This window comes from Streptomyces hokutonensis (assembly GCF_000376565.1).
GTDB classification, from domain to species: domain Bacteria; phylum Actinomycetota; class Actinomycetes; order Streptomycetales; family Streptomycetaceae; genus Streptomyces; species Streptomyces hokutonensis.
Genome location: NZ_BARG01000020.1, coordinates 21,415 through 43,712 on the forward strand (window position 1 = coordinate 21,415; position 22,298 = coordinate 43,712).

Consider the following 22,298-nt stretch of genomic DNA (forward strand, 5'->3'; position numbering starts at 1 on the left):
CTCTCCCGCCCCGCACATGCGAAGGTGTGCCATGCCTCTGAGCCACCCCCGTCGTTCGGTGCTGTCCGAGCAGGTCATCGCCGCGCTGCGGAACGAGATCACCTCGGGCGAGTGGCCGGTCGGCTCCCGGATCCCGACCGAGCCGGAGCTGGTCGAGCAGCTCGGGGTCGCCCGCAACACGGTCCGCGAGGCCGTCCGCGCGCTCGCGCACAACGGCCTGCTGGACATCCGCCAGGGCTCCGGCACCTACGTCGTCGCGACCAGCGAGCTGGCCGGCGTGATGCACCGCCGGTTCGCGGACGCCGACCCCCGGCACATCGCCGAACTGCGCTCCACCCTGGAGTCGGCGGCGGCGCAGCTGGCGGCCGAGCGGCGCACCGAGAAGGACCTCAAGCAGCTGGACGCCCTGCTCGTCCGGCGTGAGGAGGCGTGGGCGTCGGGGGACGCGGAGGCCTTCGTGACGGCCGACGCGACCCTGCACATGGCCGTGGTGGCCGCCTCGCACAACGACGTCATGACGGCGATGTACGCCGACCTGGGCGAGGTGCTGCGGGACTGGCTGCGCGCTGACGTCGGCGAGGAGCTGACTCCGGAGTCGTACATGGACCACACGCGGCTCGTGGACGCGATCCGCGCGGGTGACGCGCAGGGGGCCGCGGCGGAGGCCGCGGGCTATCCGTTCCTGTGCCGCCCGGGGCGCCTCAGCGGGCCCGCTTCTGGTGGCTGACCCACACCGCGCGGACGTCCTCCCAGCAGCGGCCGGCCAGCCGTACGGTCTGCGCCGGGCCTGCGTCGATCCCGGTGCCGTCGCTGTCGATGTCCCACCAGCGGTCGCACTCGATGTGCAGGGCGACGCGGTCGGTCTGGGGGTACGGGTTGTGGCAGTACGCGATCACATGCGAGCCGTGGACGGTGGTGCGGCACGCGGCGCCGAACAGCTGGGGGGCGGCGGCCGGTTTCCGGGCCTCCACGCGCGCGTGGGGCATCGCCTCGTACGCCAGGGAGATGACGAGCGCGACGGCGGCGGTCACTGAGGCCAGGCTGCGGGACAGGCGCACAAGGGGAACCTCCTCGGTGGTGCTGGGGAGGGAATCGCGTGGTGAACGCGTAATCCAGAGTGCGCAGTTGTGTGCCGTCCCCGCCCGGCCGGAGGGGCCGAACGGGTGACACGACGAGGGCCCGCACCTGTGCGGTGCGGGCCTTCATGCACAGTGCGTCGGCAGCGTCACGCGCCGATGGCGTGCAGGCCGCCGTCCACGTGGACGATCTCGCCCGTGGTCTTCGGGAACCAGTCGCTCAGGAGGGCGACGATGGCCTTGCCGGCCGGCTCCGGGTCGTTGAGGTCCCACTCCAGGGGTGAGCGGTTGTCCCACACGGAGGCCAGCTCGCTGAAGCCCGGGATGGACTTGGCGGCCATGGAGCCGAGCGGGCCCGCGGAGACGAGGTTGCAGCGGATGTTCTGCTTGCCCAGGTCGCGGGCGAGGTAGCGGCTGGTGGCCTCCAGGGCGGCCTTGGCCGGGCCCATCCAGTCGTACTGCGGCCACGCGAAGGACGCGTCGAAGGTGAGGCCGACGACCGAGCCGCCGTTCTGCATCAGCGGCAGGCAGGCCATGGTCAGCGACTTCAGGGAGAACGCCGAGACGTGCATGGCCGTGGCGACCGACTCGAACGGCGTGTTGAGGAAGTTGCCGCCGAGCGCGTCCGGCGGCGCGAACCCGATGGAGTGCACGACGCCGTCGAGGCCGCCCAGCTCCTCGCCCACGACGTCGGCGAGGCGCGCCAGGTGCTCGTTGTTGGTGACATCGAGCTCGATGACCTTGGTGGGCTTGGGGAGCTTCTTGGCGATGCGCTCGGTCAGCGTGGGCCGCGGGAACGCGGTCAGGATGATCTCCGCGCCCTGCTCCTGGGCCTGCTTGGCGGCGTGGAAGGCGATGGAGGACTCCAGCAGCACACCGGAGATCAGGACACGCTTGCCCTCGAGAATTCCGCTCATGGTGATCAGTGACCCATTCCCAGTCCGCCGTCAACAGGGATGACGGCTCCAGTGATGTACGAGGCGTCGTCCGAGGCGAGGAACCGCACCGTCGCGGCGACCTCCTCGGGCTGCGCGTAACGGCCGAGCGGTACCTGCTTCACGATGTTCTCGCGCTGCTCGTCGCTGAGCACCTTGGTCATGTCGGTGTCGACGAAGCCGGGCGCGACGACGTTGAAGGTGATGTTGCGCGAACCCAGCTCACGGGCGAGCGAACGCGCGAAGCCGACCAGGGCGGCCTTGGAGGCGGCGTAGTTCGCCTGGCCGGGGCCGCCCATCAGGCCGACGACCGACGAGATGAGGACGACGCGGCCCTTCTTGGCGCGCAGCATGCCGCGGTTGGCGCGCTTGACGACGCGGAAGGTGCCGGTGAGGTTGGTGTCGAGAACCGAGGTGAAGTCCTCCTCGGACATGCGCATCAGGAGCGTGTCCTTGGTGACGCCCGCGTTGGCGACCAGGACCTCGACGGGGCCGTGCTCGGCCTCGATCTCCTTGTAGGCCTGCTCCACCTGCTCGGTGTCGGTGATGTCGCACTTCACAGCGAGGAAGCCGGCCGGCGGCTCACCCGAGCGGTACGTGATCGCGACCTTGTCGCCGGCGTCGGCGAACGCACGGGCGATGGCGAGGCCGATGCCCCGGTTGCCTCCGGTGACGAGAACCGAGCGGCTCAACGGATCACCCTTTCGATAGCGGTCCTGCGCGCCTGCCCGGTACTCCCTGGTTGACAGACGGCCTTGTCGAAAACCTATCGGTCGGCCCGCGCCACGGGACAATCGGGCACCGACAGTGGCTCGGGGGACTCGCTGTCGGGTCTCTACAGAAAGAGCCGACTCCGAGCGGAAACGTGTGGTCCCCGCACCTGTCCGCGCGACATGATCGGACTCCACAGGCCACGACAGCAGGGAGACCTCCGTGCCTCATTCCATCGACGAAGCCTTCACGGCGCTTCCGCTACGCGCCCTGGCCGACGCCGCGCTGGCACGCGCGCGTGCGCTGGGGGCCGAGCACGCGGACTTCCGGTTCGAGCGGGTGCGCAGCGCGTCCTGGCGGCTGCGGGACGCCCGGCCGGCCGGTACGTCGGACACCACCGACCTCGGGTACGCGGTGCGGGTCGTGCACGGCGGCACCTGGGGGTTCGCGTCGGGCGTGGACCTGAGCCTGGACGCCGCCGCGAAGGTCGCCTCGCAGGCGGTGGCGATGGCGAAGCTCTCCGCCCAGGTGATCAAGGCGGCCGGTTCGGACGAGCGCGTCGAGCTGGCCGCCGAGCCCGTGCACGAGGAGCGGACGTGGATCTCGTCGTACGAGATCGATCCCTTCTCGGTGCCCGACGAGGAGAAGGCGGGGCTGCTGGCGGACTGGAGCGCCCGGCTGCTCGCGGCGGACGGCGTCAACCACGTGGACGCGTCGCTGCTCACCGTGCACGAGAACAAGTTCTACGCCGACACCGCGGGGACCGTGACCACCCAGCAGCGCGTCCGGCTGCACCCGCAGCTCAACGCGGTGTCGGTCGACGAGTCGAGCGGCGAGTTCGACTCGATGCGCACCATCGCGCCGCCCGTGGGCCGCGGCTGGGAGTACCTCACGGGGACCGGCTGGGACTGGGACGAGGAGCTGGCCCGGATTCCCGAGCTGCTCGCGGAGAAGATGCGGGCGCCCAGCGTCGAGGCGGGCCTCTACGACCTCGTCGTAGACCCTTCGAACCTCTGGCTGACGATCCACGAGTCCATCGGCCACGCCACCGAACTGGACCGCGCGCTCGGCTACGAGGCCGCCTACGCCGGCACCTCCTTCGCCACCTTCGACAAGCTCGGCAAGCTCAAGTACGGCTCCGAGCGCATGAACGTCACCGGCGACCGCACCGCCGAGCACGGCCTCGCGACCATCGGCTACGACGACGAGGGCGTCGAGGGCCAGTCCTGGGACCTGGTCAAGGACGGCACCCTGGTCGGCTACCAACTCGACCGCCGCATCGCCAAGTTGACCGGCTTCGACCGCTCCAACGGCTGCGCGTACGCCGACTCCCCCGGCCATGTCCCCGTGCAGCGCATGGCCAACGTGTCGCTGCAGCCGGACCCGGCCGGGCTCTCCACGGAGGATCTGATCGGCGGGGTCGACCGCGGGATCTATGTGGTCGGCGACCGGTCGTGGTCGATCGACATGCAGCGCTACAACTTCCAGTTCACCGGGCAACGCTTCTTCAAGATCGAGAACGGCCGGATCACCGGACAGTTGCGGGACGTCGCGTACCAGGCGACGACCACCGACTTCTGGGGGTCCATGGCGGCCGTCGGCGGCCCACAGACCTACGTCCTGGGCGGCGCCTTCAACTGCGGCAAGGCCCAGCCGGGCCAGGTCGCCGCCGTCTCGCACGGCTGCCCGTCGGCCCTCTTCACGGGCGTCAACATCCTCAACACCACGCAGGAGGCCGGTCGATGAGTCCTCGTACGAACAAGCCGCACGAGATCGTCGAGCGCGCCCTCGAACTGTCCCGGGCCGACGGCTGTGTCGTCATCGCGGACGAGCACTCGACCGCCAACCTCCGCTGGGCGGGCAACGCGCTGACCACGAACGGTGTCACGCGCGGGCGCACGCTCACCGTCATCGCGACCGTCGACGGCAAGGAGGGCACCGCCTCGGGGGTCGTGTCCCGGTCCGCCGTCACCCCGGAGGAGCTGGAACCGCTCGTACGCGCCGCCGAGGCAGCCGCGCGCGGGGCCGAGCCCGCCGAGGACGCGCAGCCGCTCGTCACGGGTGTCGCTCAGTCGCCCGACTTCACGGACGGCCCCTCCGAGACCTCGTCCTCGGTGTTCACCGACTTCGCCCCGGCGCTCGGCGAATCGTTCGCACGCGCGCGTGCGGGCGGCCGCGAGCTGTACGGCTTCGCCAACCACGAGCTGGTGACCAGCTACCTCGGTACGTCGACCGGGCTGCGCCTGCGCCACGACCAGCCCAACGGGACGCTGGAGCTGAACGCCAAGTCCCCGGACCGTACGCGCTCGGCCTGGGCCGGCCGCTCGACCCGGGACTTCAAGGACGTGGACCCGGCGGCCCTGGACGCCGAGTTGGCCGTACGACTGGGCTGGGCCGAGCGGAAGATCGAACTGCCCGCCGGGCGGTACGAGACGCTGCTGCCGCCGACCGCGGTCGCCGACCTGTTGATCTACCAGATGTGGTCGGCGTCGGGGCGGGACGCGGTCGAGGGCCGCACGGTGTTCTCCAAGCCGGGCGGTGGCACCCGCGTCGGCGAGAAGCTCACCGAGCTGCCGCTGACGCTGCGCAGCGACCCGAACGAACCGGGCCTGGAATCCGCCCCGTTCGTGCTCGCCCACACCTCCGGGGGCGACCAGTCGGTGTTCGACAACGGGCTGCCGCTGGCGGCGACCGACTGGGTGCGCGAGGGCGAGTTGCAGCACCTGTTGACGAGTCGGCACAGCGCGGGCCTGACCGGGCTGCCGGTGGCTCCGTCCATCGACAACCTCATCCTCAGCGGGGGCGAGGACCGCTCCCTGGAGGAGATGGTCGCGAGCACCGAGCGCGGGCTGCTGCTCACCTGCCTCTGGTACATCCGCGAGGTCGACCCGGCGACGCTGCTGCTCACCGGGCTGACCCGGGACGGCGTCTACCTCGTCGAGAACGGCGAGGTGGCGGGCGAGGTGAACAACTTCCGGTTCAACGAGTCGCCGGTGGATCTGCTGGGGCGGGCCACCGAGGCGGGGCGGACGGAAAAGACGCTGCCGAGGGAATGGAGCGACTGGTTCACTAGGGCTGCGATGCCCGCGCTGCGGGTGCCGGACTTCAATATGAGCTCTGTCAGTCAGGGCGTATAACCTCGTACCTGATCCACGAGACCATCCCAAGGAGATACGAGAACCGTGACGGACATCGTCGACGAACTGCAGTGGCGGGGGCTCATCGCCCTCTCCACTGACGAGGACGCATTGCGCAAGGCGTTCGCGGACGGTCCCGTCACGTTCTATTGCGGTTTCGACCCGACCGCGCCCAGCCTGCACCTCGGCAACCTCGTGCAGATCCTGACCATGCGCCGGATCCAGCAGGCGGGCAACCGTCCGCTGGGCCTGGTCGGCGGTGCCACGGGTCTGATCGGCGACCCGAAGCCCAACGCGGAGCGGACGCTCAACTCGCCGGACGTCGTGGCCCAGTGGGTCGAGCGGCTGCGCGCGCAGATCGCCCCGCTGCTGGACTTCGAGGGCCCGCACGCGGCGATCATGGTCAACAACCTGGACTGGACCCAGGGCCTGTCGGCCATCGAGTTCCTGCGGGACATCGGCAAGCACTTCCGGGTCAACAAGATGATCGCGAAGGAGGCCGTCTCCCGGCGGCTCAACTCCGACGCGGGCATCAGCTACACCGAGTTCAGCTACCAGATCCTCCAGGGCATGGACTTCCTGGAGCTGTACCGCAGGCACGGCTGCACGCTCCAGACCGGCGGCAGCGACCAGTGGGGCAACCTCACCTCGGGCACCGACCTGATCCACCGGGTCGACCCGGAGGCCGTGGTGCACGCGCTGGGTACGCCGCTGATCACCAAGGCCGACGGCACCAAGTTCGGCAAGACGGAGTCCGGCACGGTCTGGCTCGACCCCGAGATGACCACGCCGTACGCCTTCTACCAGTTCTGGCTGAACGCGGACGACCGGGACGTCTCCAAGTTCCTGCGCATCTTCAGCTTCAAGTCGCACGAGGAGATCGAGGAGCTGGAGCGGCAGACCGAGGAGCGTCCGCAGGCGCGTGCCGCGCAGCGCGCGCTGGCCGAGGAACTGACGACGCTGGTGCACGGCGCCGAGCAGACGGCCGCGGTGACCGCCGCGTCCAAGGCGCTGTTCGGGCAGGGCGAGCTGGCGGAGCTGGACGAGAAGACGCTCGCCGCGTCCCTCTCCGAGCTGCCGCACGTCCAGGTCGCCGAACTCGGCCCGGTCGTCGACCTGTTCACCGAGGTCGGCCTGGTGGCGAGCAAGTCCGCCGCGCGGCGGACCGTGAAGGAGGGCGGGGCCTACGTGAACAACGTGAAGGTCGCCGCGGAGGATGCCGTGCCGGGCACGGAGGATCTCCTTCATGGGCGGTGGCTGGTGCTTCGGCGGGGCAAGAAGAATCTTGCCGCCGTTGAGGTCACGGGCGCTTGAGCGCATGGCGAAGGGGCGGTTTCCCGGTTCGGGAGGCCGCCCCTTCGCCATAGGGATGTCAGGCTCGTTGTTTGTTCTTGCCGATTGTCGCCATGTACGCCATGTCGACCACGAAGACGATGATGATCGCGGCGATGAGCTGGAACGCGTGGCGGCTCCAGTCGATGCCCCTGGTCGCTTCGACGCCGAACGCCCGGGCGATCGCGTTGCCGACGATGGCGCCGAGAATGCCGCAGATGGTGGTCAGCCAGAGCGGACTGTGCTGCTTGCCCGGGATGATCGCCTTCGCGATCAGGCCCAGCACGAATCCCACGATGATCGCCCACAACCAGCCCATGGCTGCCTCCTTGTACGGCTCGACGTGAGCATTACGCCAAGTGTGGGCCCGGTCGCCGTACGCCGCATGTCGGGTAGGGCCGTACGTGGTATGGCGCAGGTTGCTCGCCCGGACCTGGGGTGCCCCGGTCTCGAAGGCGGCGCAGGCGCGGCGTAACGTTGGTGGTGTCGGGGCCCGGTTCCCGGATCGGGTGCGAACCGGGGTTGCGGGCCGGGGAGAGTCCGATGCGGGCGGATGGTGGAATGTGATGCGGAAGCTGCACGGCGAAGGCAACGCCCAGGTGTTCCGGATCACCGGAGCCCGGACGGGACTCGCGGAGGATGTCCGCGGTCGGCAGCGCCGGTACGTCATCTCGATGTCGATCCGTACGGTGTCGGTGATTCTCGCCTGTTCCCTGTGGAACGTCGAACGGCACGTCGCGATCGTCGCGTTGGTTCTCGGTGTGCTTCTCCCCTATGTCGCCGTGGTGATCGCGAACGCCGGGCGGGAGAACGCGCCCGGTCTGCCGTCGACGTTCGTCACCGCGCCGCTGCGGCCGATGATCATGCCGCCGCGGTCGGACGAGGGCGTCGCGGAACCCGTCCCGGAAGAGGTCGTGCCGGAGCCGACGCCCGGTGCCCGGGGCGAACCGCAGGGCCGGTCGTGACCATGGCGAACGTGCCATAAACGGAAGTCGGCTCCGCACCAAGCTCAAGAAAAGCTCAGATCAATCATGTTGTTCCGGTGCCGAGCGACCGGTTACCCGTGACATACTTCGTACGCGCTCCGCATCCCCCGTCGGAGCGACAGACCGACGCCGGGCAGCTCCCCCCGTGGCTGCTCGGCGTCGCCTTTTCAGCGCATCTGTGAGACGAATTCCGTGAGTTCCCGTGAGTGACGAGACACCCATCTGCTCCGCGAAGGGCTGCCGCGCCGACGCCGTGTGGGTCCTCGTGTGGAACAACCCGAAGGTCCACACGCCGGAGCGGCGCAAGACGTGGCTCGCGTGCGAGGAGCATCGCGAGCACCTGTCCCAGTTCCTCGGTGTACGGGGCTTCCTGAAGGACGTCGTCAAGTTCGAGGACTGGGAAGCGCCCGAGACCTCGTAACGCCCGTTCGAAGTCCCGTCAGGACCCCTTCGTCTACGACGGCTGCTCAGCCGCCGATCGCCGACATCGGGCGGTCCGGCTGGAGGAACGACGGGTCGTCCAGGCCCGAGCCCGCCTTCTTGCCCCACATCGCCTGGCGCCAGATGCGGGCTATCTCCTCGTCCGGGGCGCCCGAGCGCAGGGCGGTACGGAGGTCGGTCTCCTCGCGGGCGAACAGGCAGTTGCGTATCTGGCCGTCGGCGGTCAGGCGCGTGCGGTCGCAGGCCGCGCAGAACGGGCGGGTGACCGAGGCGATGACGCCCACGCGGTGCGGGCCGCCGTCCACGATCCAGCGCTCGGCCGGGGCCGAGCCGCGCTCGTCGGTGTCTTCGGGGGTCAGCTCGAAGCGGGTGCGGAGGGAGGCGAGGATGTCGCCGGCCGTGACCATGCCCTCGCGCTTCCAGCCGTGCTGGGCGTCCAGGGGCATCTGCTCGATGAAGCGCAGCTCGTAGTCGTGCGCGACGGCCCAGGCCAGCAGGTCCGGGGCCTCGTCGGCGTTGTGGCCCGGCATGAGCACCGAGTTGATCTTCACCGGGGTCAGGCCCGCGTCGTGAGCGGCTTCCAGGCCCGCGAGGACGTCCTTGAGTCGGTCGCGGCGGGTGAGGGTCTTGAAGACGTCCGGGCGCAGGGTGTCCAGGGAGACGTTGACCCGGTCCAGGCCCGCCTTCTTCAGGGCGGTCGCCGTGCGCTTGAGGCCGATGCCGTTGGTGGTGAGGGACATCCGGGGGCGGGGCTTAAGGGCCGCGACCCGCTCGACGATGCCGACCAGGCCGGGGCGCAGCAGGGGCTCGCCGCCGGTGAAGCGGACCTCCTCGATACCGAGGGAGGTGACCGCGATGTCTATCAGGCGGACGATCTCGTCGTCCGTGAGGAGGTCGGGCTTCGCCAGCCACTGCAGGCCCTCCTCGGGCATGCAGTACGTACACCGGAGGTTGCACCGGTCGGTCAGCGAAACCCTCAGGTCGGTGGCCACTCGGCCATAGGTGTCGATGAGCACGTGGGCCTCCTCCCTCGATTCGGATCGCATGTTTTCCGACACCTGCGAGCCTACGCGACACCTCTGACAACGAGAGCGGCCCGATCCCACGAGGTACGACGGGGCCGCGTCGTAGGGATCTACGACGCGGCCGTCGGCGTGGGGGGACTCGGAGCGACTCAGTGGGCTCCGGTGCCGGTCAGGGACCGTACCTCCAGCTCCGCGTACTTGGCGGTGTCGGGCTCCTCCTTGGAGAGGATCGTGCCGAGCCAGCCCAGCAGGAAGCCGACCGGGATGGAGATGATGCCGGGGTTCTCCAGGGGGAACCAGTGGAAGTCGACGTCCGGGAACATCGAGGCGGGTTTGCCGGAGACGACCGGCGAGAACAGGACCAGGCCGACCGCGGTGACCAGGCCGCCGTAGATCGACCACAGGGCCCCTGAAGTCGTGAAGCGCTTCCAGAAGAGGCTGTAGAGGATGGTCGGGAGGTTGGCGGAGGCGGCGACCGCGAAGGCGAGGGCCACCAGGCCGGCGACGTTCAGGTCGCGGGCGAGGGCGCCGAGGAGGATGGAGACGGCGCCGATGCCGACCGTGGCGTACCGGGCGGCGGCCATCTCCTGTTTCTCCGTCGCCTGTCCCCGCTTGATGACGTTGGCGTAGATGTCGTGGGCGAAGGAGGAGGACGAGGCCAGGGTGAGGCCGGCGACGACCGCGAGGATCGTGGCGAAGGCGACGGCCGAGATGCTGGCCAGGAGGATGGCGCCCCAGTTGGAGTCGACCCCGCCCAGATGGAGGGCCAGGAGGGGGGCCGCCGTGTTGCCCGCCTTGTTGGAGGCGATGATCTCGTCCGGTTTGATCAGTGCCGCGGCGCCGAAGCCGAGGGCCAGGGTCATCAGGTAGAAGGCGCCGATGAGGCCGATGGCCCAGTTGACCGACTTACGGGCGGCCTTGGCGGTGGGCACCGTGTAGAAGCGGATCAGGATGTGCGGCAGGCCGGCGGTGCCGAGGACCAGGGCGATGCCCAGGGAGATGAAGTCCAGCTTGGTGGTGCCGGTGGCGCCGTACTTGAGGCCGGGGTTCAGGAAGGCGGAGCCCTTGCCGCTGTTGTCGGCGGCCTTGCCGAGCAGGTCGGAGACGTTGAAGTTGAACTTCAGCAGCACCAGGAAGGTCAGCAGCAGGGCGCCTGCGATGAGCAGGCAGGCCTTGACCATCTGGACCCAGGTGGTGCCCTTCATGCCGCCGATGGTGACGTACACGATCATCAGGACGCCGACCAGGGCGACGATGCCGATCTTGCCCGCGTCGCTGGTGATGCCCAGGAGCAGGGAGACCAGGACGCCCGCGCCGGCCATCTGGGCCAGCAGGTAGAAGATCGACACCACGATGGTGGAGGTGCCGGCCGCCGTACGGACCGGCCGCTGGCGCATGCGGTAGGCGAGGACGTCGCCCATGGTGTAGCGGCCGGAGTTGCGCAGCGGTTCGGCCACCAGGAGCAGGGCGACCAGCCAGGCGACCAGGAAGCCGATCGAGTACAGGAAGCCGTCGTACCCGAAGAGGGCGATGGCGCCGGCGATGCCGAGGAAGGACGCGGCCGACATGTAGTCGCCGGAGACGGCCAGGCCGTTCTGGAAGGCGGTGAACTGCCGGCCGCCCGCGTAGAAGTCGGCGGCGCTCTTGGTCTGGCGGCCCGCCCACACGGTGATGACGAGTGTCGCGGCGACGAAGACCGCGAACAGGGTGATGATCAGCGGCCGGTGCTGGCTCGCCTCGCCGGCGGCCAGGGTGATCACGGGGCTCATGCGCCGCCCTCCATCCGGGACTTGATGGCCTCACCCTTGGGGTCGAGCTTCGCGGCCGAGTACCGCGAGTACCACCAGGCGATGAGGAACGTGGTGAGGAACTGGCCGAGGCCCAGAACGAGGGCGACGTTGATGTTGCCGACGACCTTGGTGTCCATGAAGTCGTCCGCGTAGTTGCACAGCAGGACGTACAGCAGGTACCAGGCGATGAAGGCGACGGTCAGCGGGAAGGCGAAGGAGCGGTGGGCGCGGCGCAGTTCGGCGAACTCCGCGCTCTCCTGGACCTGTTCGAACTCCTCGGTACTGGGGAGTTTGCGTTCGGCTTTCGAGGGCGGTGGTGTCTCGGTGGCCACGGTGTCTCCTCGCGTTGCGGACATGCTGGTTGCGACCTCACAGACCTACGGATCACGCCACCAGGAGTGATCGGGCGACTCCCCTGCGCGATATCGAGGGGGTCCCCGATCCTGCTGGCGCTTCCTGCCCAAGGTCACGGCGCCACGCGTGGACCGGTTCAACTCCTTTGACTTCTTTCAGGACTCGCCTTTGGGAAGTCATTGCTGGCCAGCCCTCGCGGGAGATAACTTCAGCTGGCACCACTCGTCATGTACCTGCCCGAACGGCACCACGTCTCGGGCCATCTCGTTTCCGGATGATGTGGAGATCCCATGGCTCATCTGCGCCCCAGACACCGGCTCGCCCTCGCCGTGCCGGTCGTGCTGTCGCTGACCGCCTCGCTCGGTTTCCTCCCGTCGGCGGCTTCGGCGGTCCCGATCACCGAGACCACCGCACAGGCCGCCGACGCGCCCAACCTTTCGTATGTGGTCAACACTCGACTGGACCACCGGACGATCAACACGGTCAAGAAGGCGATCAATGCGGCCGGCGGCAGCATCGTGGAGACGTACGAGCAGATCGGCGTGATCGTCGTGCACTCGGCGAACCCCGACTTCGGGCTGATCATCCGCAAGGTGCCCGGTGTGCAGTCGGCCGGCGCCACGCGCACCGCGCCGCTGAGCCTCGCCTCGACGACCGACGAGGGCGCGGTGCAGTACCTCTCCAAGGAGCAGGCCGCGAAGACGGCGAAGGCCTCCGCCACGGCCGGTGACAGCGAGCCCCTCGAGGCCGACCAGTGGGACCTGCCCGCGATCGGCGCCGACAAGGCCGCGAAGATCAACCCGGGCAGCAAGAGCGTGACGGTCGCCGTCATCGACGTCGGCGTCGACGACACCCACCCGGACATCGCCCCGAACTTCTCCCCCTCGCAGTCCGCGAACTGCGTGGGCGGCAAGGCGGACACGACGTACGGCTCCTGGCGTCCCGTGGACTCCGCCCACTACCACGGCACGCATGTCGCCGGTGAGATCGCCGCCGCCCGCAACGGCATCGGTGTGGCGGGGGTGGCCCCAGGCGTGAAGGTCTCCGGGATCACCGTGGCCGAGCCGGACTCGACCCAGCTCTTCTACCCGGAGAGCGTGGTCTGCGCGTTCGTGTTCGCCGCGGATCACGGCGTGGAGATCACCAACAACAGCTACTACGTTGATCCTTGGCTGTACAACTGCATGGACGACCCCGATCAACGTGCCATCGTCGACGCGGTCAACAGGGCCCAGCTGTACGCCCAGAGCAAGGGCACGCTCAATGTCGCGGCGGCCGGCAACTCCAACGACGACCTCGACTCCGACGCCCTGGTCGACGACTCCAGCCCCGACGACTCCACCGCGGTGACCCGGACGGTCGACCCGCACGAGTGCTTCGACGTGCCGACCCAGCTGCCGGGTGTCGTGACGGTGAGCTCGGTCGGTGTCACGAAGGCCAAGTCGTACTTCTCCAGCTACGGCAAGGGCGTGATCGACGTGGCGGCGCCGGGCGGGGACGCCCGGCAGATCCCGGACACCCCGTCGAAGAACGGCCGCATCCTGTCCACGCTGCCGAACAACACGTACGGCTACCTCCAGGGCACGTCGATGGCGACCCCGCACGTCGCCGCCGTGGCCGCGCTGCTGAAGTCCACCCACCCGCACGCCTCTCCGGCCCAGCTCCAGGCGCTGCTGAAGGCCGAGGCGGACAACCCGGGCTGCCCGACCGACGTGTACGACACCAACGGCGACGGCATCGCGGACGCGACCTGCGTCGGCGGCAAGCGCGTCAACGGCTTCTACGGGTTCGGCATCGTGAACGCGCTGCGGGCGGTCAAGTAGCTCGTACCTGTTCTCTCTGTTGATGCAGTTGATGCGGGCCGGGCGGGATCTCGATGATCTCCGCCCGGCCCGTTCATGTCTGCATCGCCACCCCAGATATATTGATCGAATCAATACTGCATAGTTCAGTCATGACTGACATCAAGGTGGCATGGGCCGCGCTGGGCGGCGATCCCGCCCTGGTCCCGGGTATTTCGACCGTCGCGCGCCACGGGGCGCTCGAAGCACGGCTTCCCGTACGGGAGTTGGCCCGAGCCTGCGTGGGAGCGTGCGCGCTGGCCGCCGCCGAGCTGGGGGCGCGGCGGGCCGGGCGCGCGGAGGTGCCCGGGGTGCGGGTGGACGACGGGGCCGTCGCCACGGCGTTCGTCAGTGAGCGGCATCTGCTGATCGACGGGCGGGCGCCGGTCTCCTTCGCGCCGCTGTCGCGGTTCTGGCGGACGGCCGACGGCTGGGTCCGCACCCACGCGAACTATCCGCACCACCGGGCACGGCTGCTGGACGCGTTGCGGCTGCCGGGTGACGCCTCCGTGGCGGACGTGGCCGACATGCTCGCCGAACGGTCCGCCTCGGAGGTGGAGGAGACCGTGTACGGCGCCGGAGGCCTCGCGGTCGCACTGCGGACGGCGGCGGAGTGGGCCGTACACCCGCAGGGAGTCGCGGTGGCCGGGCGGCCTCTCGTCGAGCGCGAGCGGCTCGACACGGCACGCGCGCGTGCGCTGCCGCCGCTCGACGGCGATCCGTTGCTGCCGGCCGCCGGGGTGCGTGTGCTCGATCTGACCCGGGTGATCGCGGGCCCGGTCGCCACCCGCACGCTGGCGCTGCTGGGCGCGGACGTGCTGCGCGTGGACGCCCCGCAGTTGCCCGAGGATCCCGACGCGCACGCCGACACCGGTTTCGGGAAGCGGTCGACGCGGCTGGATCTCGGCCTGGCGGCCGACCGGCGGACCTTCGAGGAACTGCTCGGGCAAGCCGATGTGGTCGTCACCGGGTACCGGCCGGGCGCCCTCGACCGGTTCAGGCTCTCCCCCGGGGCGCTGGCCGGCCGCCGGCCCGGGCTGATCGTGGCGCAGTTGTCGGCGTGGGGCGCGTACGGGCCGTGGGGCGGGCGGCGCGGGTTCGACAGCCTGGTGCAGGTCGCCACCGGCATCGCGGCCACCGAGGGGTCGCCCGAGCGGCCCGGCGCACTGCCCGCGCAGGCTCTCGACCACGGGACCGGGTATCTGCTGGCGGCCTCGGTGCTGCGGGCGTTGACGGACCGGTCGGAGGAAGGCTGCGGGCTCGTACTGCGGCTGGCGCTGGCACGGACCGCGGCTTGGCTGACAGCCGGAGAAGCGGGCGAATCGGTGAGCGGGAGCGAGCCGAGCGGGGCGGCGTACAACCAGCCGGATGCCTGGCTGGTCGAGACCGGCAGCGGTATCGGACGGCTGCGGCACGCGCTGTCGCCGGTCTCCTTCGCCGGCGGGCCCGTGAACTGGGCGCGCCCGCCGGGTCGTTGGGGCACGGACCCGGCTCGTTGGGCTTGATCCGGGGGCGGGGCGGAAACGTACCTATGAGCGGAATCCGGTTCCGCCAGTTGTTTTGTTGCACTTGCCCGGTTCTGTGACGGCTGGTGAAGATCTTGGGGTGACCTTGATACGACCGACTGTCGAAGCGGCCGACACCAGTGGCCCCGGGCGGCGCCCCGGTACGCGCCGGGCCGTCGCCGTACTGGCCCTGGTGCTGCTCGCCGCGCTGATCCCGCTGCTCGGCCCGTCCGCCGCGCTGCACGACACCGGGGAGGCCGCCGCGCCCGGTGTCGGCGGCATCGCGCTGCTGCGGGCGGTGCTGTTCGCCGCGCTGTGCGTGCCGTTGGGCGAGTTGTTCGTGAACCGGCTGGCGCGCACCGTGCCCGGCGCTCCCCCGAACGGCCCCCGGAGTTGGGCCCTGTACGCGGCCGGTGCCGGTTTCGTCGCCGCGCTGGGACTCGCGTCGGTCGTGGCGACGGGCAATCTGGTGCCGCACAGCCTCGCCGAGATCGACGTCGGCGGCCTCTACCAGTCCCGCGACGGGAAGCTGGCGCTCCTGGAGGTCAACGGGTTCGCGGTGGCGGCCCTGTGCGCCCGGTCGCGCCGGCCCGCTCTGCAGGTGTGGCCCCTTGCCGCCGTGGTCCTCGCGGAGGCGCTGCGCGCGCACCCGGTGGGCGAGCACAGCGCGCTGGTCGGCTCGGAGCTGACCCTGGTGCATCTGACGTGCGCGGCGCTGTGGGTCGGCGGGCTGCTGCACGCGCTGCGGACGCTGCGGCAGTGGCGGGATTCCGCGGCCGGCGCCGCACTGTTGGGCCTCTACGCGCGCGTGGCCGCCGTGCTGCTCGCCGCGATCACCGCGACGGGGGTGTGGAGTTCGCTGCGCAGGATGCCGGCCGGCACGATCCTGGACCAGCTGACGACGACGGCGTACGGGCGCACCCTGCTCGCCAAGGTGCTGCTCGTCGCCACCGTCGCCGTACTCGCGCTGTGGGCGCGCCACCGGCTGCGGCGGGCCACCGATCCGCTGGCCGCCTGCTCACCCGCGCGGGCCGAGGTCGTCGTCCTGGGGGTGGTGGTCGTGGTGTCCGGACTGTTGACGGCCCTGCCGGTGCCGATCCGCTGGCATTGATCGAATCAACTCTTGACCGACTCCGGCGTTGATCAACCGTTGACGACCAGGACCTTGAGAGCCGTGCGCTCGTCCATCGCCTTGTAGCCGTCGGGTACGCCCTCCAGGCCGACCGTCAGGTCGAAGACGGGCGAGGGGTCGATGGTGCCGTCCAGGATGTCGGGCAGCAGCTCCGGGATGTACGCGCGGACCGGCGCGACTCCGCCGCGCAGGGCGATGTTCCGGTCGAACATGACGCCGAGGTCGAGGCCGGTGCCGCTGCCGTGCGGCACGCCGACGAAGCCGATTGCGCCGCCGTCGCGCGTGATGTCGACGGCCGTACGCATGGACTGCTCGGTGCCGACGGCTTCGACTACGGAGTGCGCGCCCTGGCCGCGGGTGAGTTCGCGGACGGCCTCGACGGCGGCCTCGCCCCGTTCGGCGACGACGTCGGTGGCGCCGAAGTCGCGCGCGATGTCTGTGCGGGCCTCGTGGCGGCCGAGGGCGATGATCCGCTCGGCGCCGAGGCGCTTGGCGGCGAGCACGGCGCACAGGCCGACCGCTCCGTCGCCCACGACGGCGACGGTGGCGCCCTTGCGGGCGCCCGCGCCGAGGGCCGCGTGGTGGCCGGTGCCCATGACGTCGGAGAGGGTCAGCAGGGCGGACAGCAGGTGGTCGTCGGAGGCCGCCTCCTTGGGGAGCCGTACGAGCGTGCCGTCGGCGAAGGGCACGCGTACCGCCTCGCCCTGGCCGCCGTCGTAGCCCACGGCACCCCAGAAGCCGCCGTGCACGCAGGAGGTGGTGAGGCCCTCGCGGCAGTACGCGCAAACGCCGTCGGACCACATGAAGGGCGCGACCACGAGGTCACCGGCCCTGACGCCGTTCACCTCGGAGCCGGTCTCCTCGACGATCCCGAGGAACTCGTGTCCGATCCGCTGCCCCGGCTGCCGGGCCGCCTCGCCGCGGTACGCCCACAGGTCGCTGCCGCAGATACAGGCGCGCAGCACCCGGACCACGGCGTCGGTGGGCAGCTGCACCATCGGCTCGGGCACGTCCTCCACGCGCATGTCGAACGGGGCGTGGATGGTGGTGGCGCGCATGGCGAGGGTCCTTCTCGTCGCTGGTCTGCTGGTGCGGTGCGCTCAGGGGGTGGTCGAGCGCACTTCACGGTACGCCGCCGCCGGTGCGGGCCGCGCATCGAGGGCGCCCCGGACCAGCAGGAACTGCGCCGCCGCATAGGTGAGCATGATCCAGAAGTCGGGCCGGGGCAGCTGCGGCCAGTCGGCGACACCGGTCGCGATGAGGGTGTCGGAGAGCACGAAGAGCGCCCCGCCGAGCCCGGCGACCGGCCCGAGTCTGGTGGCCGCGGCGTAGGCCATGGCGGTCAGGAGGGTGCTGTAGCCGGCGACGGGGACACGGAGGCCGGCCGGCAGGCCGGGCCACAGCAGGACGACCAGGGTGACGAGGGCGACCGCGAAGCCGACGGCGAGCAGACCCGCACGCGCGCGTGGCGGACCCTGGCGCCGGAACAGGACGAGGTAGCAGATGTGACCGGCGGCGAAGGAGGCCATCCCGGCCATGAACGCGGGGTCGGTGTCGGAGAGCAGCAGGACGTCGCCGCCCCAGCCGCACAGCAGAGCCGCGACCAGGAGCCGGGGGCCGCCCGCGCGGGCGGCGAACGCGGCGAGCAGCGGCATGAGCAGAGGCTTGGCGACCAAGTGGCCGGCGCGGAAGCCCACGACGAGGGCGGCGAGGTCGAGGGCTGTGGCGAGGACGAAGGCACCCAGGAGCGCCCGGGACGCTCTCACGCGGCCACGGACTCCTCGGCCTGCTCCACCGCGGCCACCGGCGTCCAGCCCGGTCCCCGGAACACCCGCCCCGCGCGCTCGCGCCAACCGGTCGCCGCCTTCAGGTCCTTGGCGATGGCGACGTACTCATGGGTGGCGACCTTGATCGGGTTGAACGTGTTGATGTTCTTCGTCAACCCGTAGACGGGCCGGTCGACCTCCGGGACGAACGACCCGAAGAGCCGGTCCCAGACGATCAGGATGCCGCCGAAGTTGCGGTCCATATAGCCGCCCTGGGAGGCGTGGTGGACCCGGTGGTGGGACGGCGTGTTGAAGACGAACTCAAACCATCGGGGCATGCGGTCGATGCGCTCGGTGTGGATCCAGAACTGGTAGACGAGGTTCACCGAGGAGCAGAACGCCAGCGCGGCGGGATGCACACCCAGGGCGACGAGCGGAACGTAGAACGGCCATACCGTGAGGGTCGTCCAGGGCTGGCGCAGGGCCGTGGTGAGGTTGAACCTGCGGCTGGAGTGGTGGACGACATGGCAGGCCCAGAGGATGCGGATCACGTGGTGGCCGCGGTGGGACCAGTAGTAGAAGAAGTCCTGCCCGAGCAGCATCAGCGGGATCGTCCACCACAGCACCGGCACGCGCAGCGGCGTGAGTTCGTAGATCGCGGTGTAGATCGCGACGATCGGGATCTTCCAGAGGAAGTCGAAGACGAGGCTCCCGAGCCCCATGCCGACGCTCGTGGCGGCGTCCTTCGCCTCGTAGCCCGCCGCGTCGTCGTCGGGGTGGACGCGCACGCTGATCATCTCGATCACGGTGAGCAGCACGAAGGCGGGTATCGACCAGAGCACGGCATCGGGCAGGTTCGGCATGGGTGAACCGTAGGACCGTAAATCGGTCACGACTAGACGTTGTTACCCACAAGTATTACCGGGAGTACGCGCTTGCTTGTTGGCGATCTCCGCCAACGGGCCCGCCACGCCCGGGTTGTGGTCCCGTTACACCCCCACCGCCCCCAGCAGTGCCCCCGCCGCATAGGTGACCCCCATCGCGAGTGCCCCGCCCATCACGTTCCGCAGCATCGCCGGCCTCGTGTCCGCCGCGCCGAGCCGTGCGCTGCTCCAGCCCGTCAGGAGCAGTGCGGCCAGCGACGACACCACGGTGACGCCGAGGCGCCAGCCGGCCGGGGGCAGGACGATAGCCAGCAGCGGCAGCAGCGCGCCGACCGTGAAGGACAGGAAGCTCGCCCAGGCCGCGTGCCAGGGGTTGGTGAGGTCGTCGGGGTCGATGTTGAGCTCCACGCGCGCGTGGGCGCGCAGCGCGTCGCGTTCGGTGAGCTGGGCCGCCGCCTCCATGGCCACGTCACGGGTCAGACCGCGGTCCTGGAGGAGTTCGGTCAACTCCTCCAGCTCGGCCTCGGGTTGCTCCTTCAGCTCGCGCTTCTCCTGGGCCAGGGCGGCCTTCTCCGAGTCGCGCTGGGTGGAGACGGACACGTACTCCCCCGCCGCCATCGACATCGAACCGGCCAGGAGTCCCGCGAGGCCGGCCGTCAGCAGCGCCGAGCGGTCGTCCGTGGCGCCGGCCACGCCGACGACGAGCCCCGCGGTGGACACGATGCCGTCGTTGGCCCCAAGTACCGCCGCCCGCAGCCAGTTCAGCCGCGAGCCCAGTGTGCCGTTGTGGGCCTCGTCGTGGGTCTCGTCCTTGGTCGGTTCCGTCACACTCCGGAGGATCCCACCCCGCGCGTCACCACACCCGCACCGACGCCCCCCGCGCGAACACCGGACTCGTGGCGTCCGCCGGTGGCTCCTCCAACGGCTCGGCGATCTCGGTCACCGTCGGTCCCACCTTCGCCGCGATCGGGTCCAGGAGGTCCAGGTCGAAGCCGTACACGCGGGCCGCGTTGCCGCCGAGCATCGCGGCGACCTCGTCGCTCGGCACGCGCGCGTACGCGAAGCGCAGGCCCTCCCTGGAGTACGGATAGGTGCCCTCGTCGTGCGGGTAGTCGCTGCCCCACATGATCTTCTCGATGCCGATGCGGTCGCGCAGGGGCACCTCGTGCGGGCGCATGAAACTGGCTCCTACGAAGCAGTTGTCGCGCCAGACCTCGGACGGACCCTTGCCCATCGAGGCGGCGAGCCCCGCGCCGAACCTGGACTCCGCGGTGGTCGCCTTCGACGCCGCCGCGACGAGGCGCCCGTGGTAGTAGTCCAGCATGTCGAGCACCCCGGGTATCCAGCCGGAGCCCTGCTCGGTCAGCACCAGCTTGAGGTCCGGGTGGCGGCGGAAGGCACCGCCGAAGATCAGGTGCCACAGGGCGCGGTGCGAGAACCAGGTCGTCTCGACCATGAACACCGCGCGGGCGGCCGGTTCGTCGCCGAGGGGCGGGGCCGCCGAGCCCGCGTGGTGGTTGACGGGCACGCCGAGTTCCGCGCACACGGCCCAGATCGGGTCGTAGGTCGACGAGTACAGCTCCGGCAGCCCCGAGCCCGGCGGGGTGCCGGGGAGCAACAGGCCGCCCCTGAGGCCCGCTTCGACCGCCCAGCGGATCTCCCGGACGGCTTCCTGGACGTCGTTCAGGAGGATCTGGAAGACACCCGCCCGCCGGCCCGGCGCGGCCCCGCAGAAGTCCGCCAGCCAGCGGTTGTGGGCGCGCAGACCGGCCCAGCGGAGCTCGAACTCCCCGGCCGTCGGCGCGGGCGCCATGAGGGAGCCGGACGGGAAGAACGGCGGGACGGTGTTCGGGAAGACGACCTCGGCGACGATCCCGTCCTGTTCGAGTTCCGCGATGCGCCGCGCGGAGTTCCAGTTCTTGTCGGCCGTGTCGGCGACCAGGTCCTCGTACGGGTTGACGTACGTGGCCGCCCACGCGTCGAAGTCGTCGTGGTACCGCTTCTCCAGGTAGGGCCGGTAGTCGAGGAGATCGGCGCCCGCGTGGCAGTCCGCCGAGATGACCGTGTACCGGTCCGCGCCCGTGGGGCCCGTGGCGCTCATGGAGTCACCCCCAGCACCGGGAAGTCGTGGTCGGTCAGCCAGTGCCGGCCGACCTCGCGGGAGCGCGCCCAGGACGCCCTCACGGCCTCCTGGTCGTCCTGCTGGCCGAGTTCGGCGGGGGTGGGGCCGATCCGGCGGGCCAGCGGCTCCAGGGCCGCCACGTCGAAGCCGAAGGCGTCGGCCGCCGCCAGGCCCAGCATGCGGCGGGTCTCGTCGACCGGGATGTCGTGGAAGGTGCGCTTCAGCCACGCGCGCGTGTCGGGCCAGGTGCCCTCGGGGTGCGGGAAGTCGCTGCCCCAGAGGATGTTGTCGACGCCGATCTCGTAGCGCTGGGCCAGTTCGCGGCGCTTGGTGTTGGTGGCGCAGACGAAGACCTGCCGGTCTAGGTACTCGCTCGGCGGGCGTTTCAGCTCCGCGAACGGCGAGAGCTTCTTGCCGCCGTGGGCGCCCAGGTAGAGGCGGTCCATGAACCACAGCTGGTTCGGCAGCCACCAGCAACCCGACTCCGCGACACCGAACTTGAGACCCGGGTGGCGTTCGAAGACCCCGGACCAGAGCAGGAACCAGAGCGGCCGGGCGGGCCACCAGGTCACCTCGCTGACGTAGATGCCCAGGTGGTCGCCGTACTCGTGGCGGGGCGCGGCCCCGGAGTGGGTCAGTACGGGCATCGCGCACTGGGCGGCGGCAGCCCACACGGGGTCGTAACGGCGGTCGTGGTAGGGCTCCTTGTCGACCCACATGGAGGGGATCATCAGGGCGCCGAGCCCGGACTCCTTGGCGCGGTGGATCTCCGCGACGACCTTCTCCGTGGGGGCCGTCACCGGCAACAGGGCTACTCCGCAGTGCCGTTGGGGGTTCTCGGAGACGAAGTCGGCGAGCCAGCGGTTGTGCGCCTGCGCGCCCGCCATGCCCAACTCGGGGTCCTGGTCACCGGAGAGACCGAGACCGACGCCGAAGGGCGCGGCCGTCTGGCTGTCCACGGCGTCGGCGTCCGGGAAGACCACCTCGGCGGCCACCCCGTCGCCGTCCAGCTCCTTGAGGCGCTGCGCGGTGTCCCAACCCCCGCGCAGGCCTTCCTCGTTGTCGTGGAACCACTTGGCCGCGAACGCCTCGTTGCGGATGCCGAGCCGGGTCATCTCCTCGCGGCGCCGGTCGCGTCCGGCGAGGAACTCGTCGAAGTCCCGGTGGAACCGGGCGTCCAGATAGGGCCGGTACTCCTCGGTGGGCAGCCCGGCGTGGCAGTCGGAGGAGATGATCAGGTACGGCTCCTGGTCGGTCACAA

At 70.4% G+C, this 22,298-nt stretch carries 22 protein-coding genes; 9 read left to right on the plus strand and 13 right to left on the minus strand.

What is annotated here, in order from left to right:
- The first annotated feature begins 31 nt into the window (after positions 1–31).
- Complete coding sequence (locus SSP08S_RS09775) at positions 32–727, plus strand: FadR/GntR family transcriptional regulator (protein WP_026178345.1); 696 nt, start codon at positions 32–34, stop codon at positions 725–727.
- On the opposite strand, the gene SSP08S_RS09780 is transcribed toward SSP08S_RS09775, so the two are convergent.
- The 3 genes from SSP08S_RS09780 to fabG all read right to left on the minus strand — a co-directional run bounded on the left by SSP08S_RS09780 (position 702) and on the right by fabG (position 2,703).
- Positions 702–1,058 carry a hypothetical protein gene (locus tag SSP08S_RS09780; RefSeq protein WP_019067404.1) on the minus strand — a complete coding sequence of 119 codons (357 nt, stop codon included), beginning with the start codon at positions 1,056–1,058 and terminating at the stop codon, positions 702–704. The two genes, SSP08S_RS09775 and SSP08S_RS09780, sit on opposite strands and share 26 nt — an antisense overlap.
- 167 nt (positions 1,059–1,225) lie before the next feature.
- On the minus strand, positions 1,226–1,993 hold the full coding sequence (fabI, locus tag SSP08S_RS09785; protein WP_019067405.1) for an enoyl-ACP reductase FabI: 768 nt from the start codon (positions 1,991–1,993) through the stop codon (positions 1,226–1,228).
- 5 nt (positions 1,994–1,998) lie between these two features.
- On the minus strand, positions 1,999–2,703 hold the full coding sequence (gene fabG, locus SSP08S_RS09790; protein WP_019067406.1) for a 3-oxoacyl-[acyl-carrier-protein] reductase: 705 nt from the start codon (positions 2,701–2,703) through the stop codon (positions 1,999–2,001).
- 241 nt (positions 2,704–2,944) lie between these two features.
- Here fabG and SSP08S_RS09795 point away from each other — a divergent pair, with 241 nt between their 5' ends.
- The 3 genes from SSP08S_RS09795 to tyrS are packed head-to-tail and all read left to right on the plus strand — an operon-like array spanning position 2,945 to position 7,173.
- Positions 2,945–4,468, plus strand: coding sequence for a TldD/PmbA family protein (locus SSP08S_RS09795; protein ID WP_019067407.1), 1,524 nt, complete (start codon positions 2,945–2,947; stop codon positions 4,466–4,468).
- Positions 4,465–5,859, plus strand: a complete 1,395-nt coding sequence (locus SSP08S_RS09800; protein ID WP_019067408.1) for a TldD/PmbA family protein — start codon at positions 4,465–4,467, stop codon at positions 5,857–5,859. The genes SSP08S_RS09795 and SSP08S_RS09800 overlap by 4 nt, the downstream gene beginning before the upstream one ends.
- Positions 5,860–5,904: 45 nt before the next feature.
- On the plus strand, positions 5,905–7,173 hold the full coding sequence (gene tyrS, locus SSP08S_RS09805; protein ID WP_019067409.1) for a tyrosine--tRNA ligase: 1,269 nt from the start codon (positions 5,905–5,907) through the stop codon (positions 7,171–7,173).
- A 58-nt stretch (positions 7,174–7,231) separates the two neighbouring features.
- On the opposite strand, the gene SSP08S_RS09810 is transcribed toward tyrS, so the two are convergent.
- Positions 7,232–7,510 (minus strand): GlsB/YeaQ/YmgE family stress response membrane protein, encoded by a 279-nt coding sequence (locus tag SSP08S_RS09810; RefSeq protein WP_019067410.1) that lies wholly within the window; start codon positions 7,508–7,510, stop codon positions 7,232–7,234.
- A gap of 247 nt (positions 7,511–7,757) precedes the next feature.
- Between SSP08S_RS09810 and SSP08S_RS09815 the strand changes: the two genes are divergently transcribed.
- Complete coding sequence (locus SSP08S_RS09815; protein WP_019067411.1) at positions 7,758–8,156, plus strand: DUF3099 domain-containing protein; 399 nt, start codon at positions 7,758–7,760, stop codon at positions 8,154–8,156.
- 223 nt (positions 8,157–8,379) lie between these two features.
- Positions 8,380–8,598 carry a hypothetical protein gene (locus SSP08S_RS09820; RefSeq protein WP_019067412.1) on the plus strand — a complete coding sequence of 73 codons (219 nt, stop codon included), beginning with the start codon at positions 8,380–8,382 and terminating at the stop codon, positions 8,596–8,598.
- A gap of 46 nt (positions 8,599–8,644) precedes the next feature.
- Here SSP08S_RS09820 and moaA read toward each other — a convergent pair whose 3' ends face one another.
- From moaA to SSP08S_RS09835, 3 genes are all read right to left on the minus strand, one after another.
- A complete protein-coding gene (gene moaA / locus SSP08S_RS09825; RefSeq protein ID WP_019067413.1) occupies positions 8,645–9,634 on the minus strand; it encodes a GTP 3',8-cyclase MoaA in 990 nt (329 codons plus the stop codon).
- Positions 9,635–9,792: 158 nt separating this feature from the next.
- A complete protein-coding gene (locus SSP08S_RS09830; RefSeq protein ID WP_019067414.1) occupies positions 9,793–11,412 on the minus strand; it encodes a monocarboxylic acid transporter in 1,620 nt (539 codons plus the stop codon).
- The gene (locus tag SSP08S_RS09835; protein ID WP_019067415.1) at positions 11,409–11,765 is read right to left on the minus strand and encodes a DUF485 domain-containing protein; all 357 of its coding nucleotides are present in this window, start codon (positions 11,763–11,765) and stop codon (positions 11,409–11,411) included. Before SSP08S_RS09835 ends, SSP08S_RS09830 begins: the two co-directional genes overlap by 4 nt.
- 312 nt (positions 11,766–12,077) lie before the next feature.
- Here SSP08S_RS09835 and SSP08S_RS09840 point away from each other — a divergent pair, with 312 nt between their 5' ends.
- From SSP08S_RS09840 to SSP08S_RS09850, 3 genes are all read left to right on the plus strand, one after another.
- Positions 12,078–13,610, plus strand: a complete 1,533-nt coding sequence (locus SSP08S_RS09840; RefSeq protein WP_019067416.1) for a S8 family serine peptidase — start codon at positions 12,078–12,080, stop codon at positions 13,608–13,610.
- Positions 13,611–13,741: 131 nt separating this feature from the next.
- Complete coding sequence (locus SSP08S_RS09845) at positions 13,742–15,133, plus strand: CoA transferase (RefSeq protein WP_019067417.1); 1,392 nt, start codon at positions 13,742–13,744, stop codon at positions 15,131–15,133.
- 100 nt (positions 15,134–15,233) lie between these two features.
- Entirely contained in the window at positions 15,234–16,244 is a 1,011-nt protein-coding gene (locus SSP08S_RS09850) for a CopD family protein (RefSeq protein ID WP_019067418.1), read from the plus strand.
- 32 nt (positions 16,245–16,276) lie between these two features.
- Here SSP08S_RS09850 and SSP08S_RS09855 read toward each other — a convergent pair whose 3' ends face one another.
- The 6 genes from SSP08S_RS09855 to SSP08S_RS09880 form a co-directional block, all read right to left on the minus strand.
- On the minus strand, positions 16,277–17,323 hold the full coding sequence (locus SSP08S_RS09855) for a zinc-dependent alcohol dehydrogenase family protein (protein WP_019067419.1): 1,047 nt from the start codon (positions 17,321–17,323) through the stop codon (positions 16,277–16,279).
- A 42-nt stretch (positions 17,324–17,365) separates the two neighbouring features.
- Positions 17,366–18,031 carry a lysoplasmalogenase gene (locus SSP08S_RS09860; protein ID WP_019067420.1) on the minus strand — a complete coding sequence of 222 codons (666 nt, stop codon included), beginning with the start codon at positions 18,029–18,031 and terminating at the stop codon, positions 17,366–17,368.
- The gene (locus SSP08S_RS09865) at positions 18,028–18,894 is read right to left on the minus strand and encodes a sterol desaturase family protein (RefSeq protein ID WP_019067421.1); all 867 of its coding nucleotides are present in this window, start codon (positions 18,892–18,894) and stop codon (positions 18,028–18,030) included. The genes SSP08S_RS09860 and SSP08S_RS09865 overlap by 4 nt, the downstream gene beginning before the upstream one ends.
- Positions 18,895–19,020: 126 nt before the next feature.
- Entirely contained in the window at positions 19,021–19,743 is a 723-nt protein-coding gene (locus SSP08S_RS09870) for a VIT1/CCC1 transporter family protein (protein ID WP_019067422.1), read from the minus strand.
- A 25-nt stretch (positions 19,744–19,768) separates the two neighbouring features.
- A complete protein-coding gene (locus SSP08S_RS09875) occupies positions 19,769–21,016 on the minus strand; it encodes an amidohydrolase family protein (RefSeq protein WP_019067423.1) in 1,248 nt (415 codons plus the stop codon).
- Positions 21,013–22,296 carry an amidohydrolase family protein gene (locus SSP08S_RS09880; protein ID WP_019067424.1) on the minus strand — a complete coding sequence of 428 codons (1,284 nt, stop codon included), beginning with the start codon at positions 22,294–22,296 and terminating at the stop codon, positions 21,013–21,015. Before SSP08S_RS09880 ends, SSP08S_RS09875 begins: the two co-directional genes overlap by 4 nt.
- Between the last annotated feature and the right edge of the window lie 2 nt (positions 22,297–22,298).

Coding starts and splice junctions, on each gene's coding strand:
- SSP08S_RS09775 (WP_026178345.1), top strand. CDS start 32: ATGCCTCTGAGCCACCCCCGTCGTTCGGTGCTGTCCGAGCAGGTCATC.
- fabI (WP_019067405.1), bottom strand. CDS start 1,993: ATGAGCGGAATTCTCGAGGGCAAGCGTGTCCTGATCTCCGGTGTGCTG.
- SSP08S_RS09800 (WP_019067408.1), top strand. CDS start 4,465: ATGAGTCCTCGTACGAACAAGCCGCACGAGATCGTCGAGCGCGCCCTC.
- SSP08S_RS09810 (WP_019067410.1), bottom strand. CDS start 7,510: ATGGGCTGGTTGTGGGCGATCATCGTGGGATTCGTGCTGGGCCTGATC.
- SSP08S_RS09815 (WP_019067411.1), top strand. CDS start 7,758: ATGCGGAAGCTGCACGGCGAAGGCAACGCCCAGGTGTTCCGGATCACC.
- SSP08S_RS09830 (WP_019067414.1), bottom strand. CDS start 11,412: ATGAGCCCCGTGATCACCCTGGCCGCCGGCGAGGCGAGCCAGCACCGG.
- SSP08S_RS09840 (WP_019067416.1), top strand. CDS start 12,078: ATGGCTCATCTGCGCCCCAGACACCGGCTCGCCCTCGCCGTGCCGGTC.
- SSP08S_RS09845 (WP_019067417.1), top strand. CDS start 13,742: ATGACTGACATCAAGGTGGCATGGGCCGCGCTGGGCGGCGATCCCGCC.
- SSP08S_RS09855 (WP_019067419.1), bottom strand. CDS start 17,323: ATGCGCGCCACCACCATCCACGCCCCGTTCGACATGCGCGTGGAGGAC.
- SSP08S_RS09865 (WP_019067421.1), bottom strand. CDS start 18,894: ATGCCGAACCTGCCCGATGCCGTGCTCTGGTCGATACCCGCCTTCGTG.
- SSP08S_RS09875 (WP_019067423.1), bottom strand. CDS start 21,016: ATGAGCGCCACGGGCCCCACGGGCGCGGACCGGTACACGGTCATCTCG.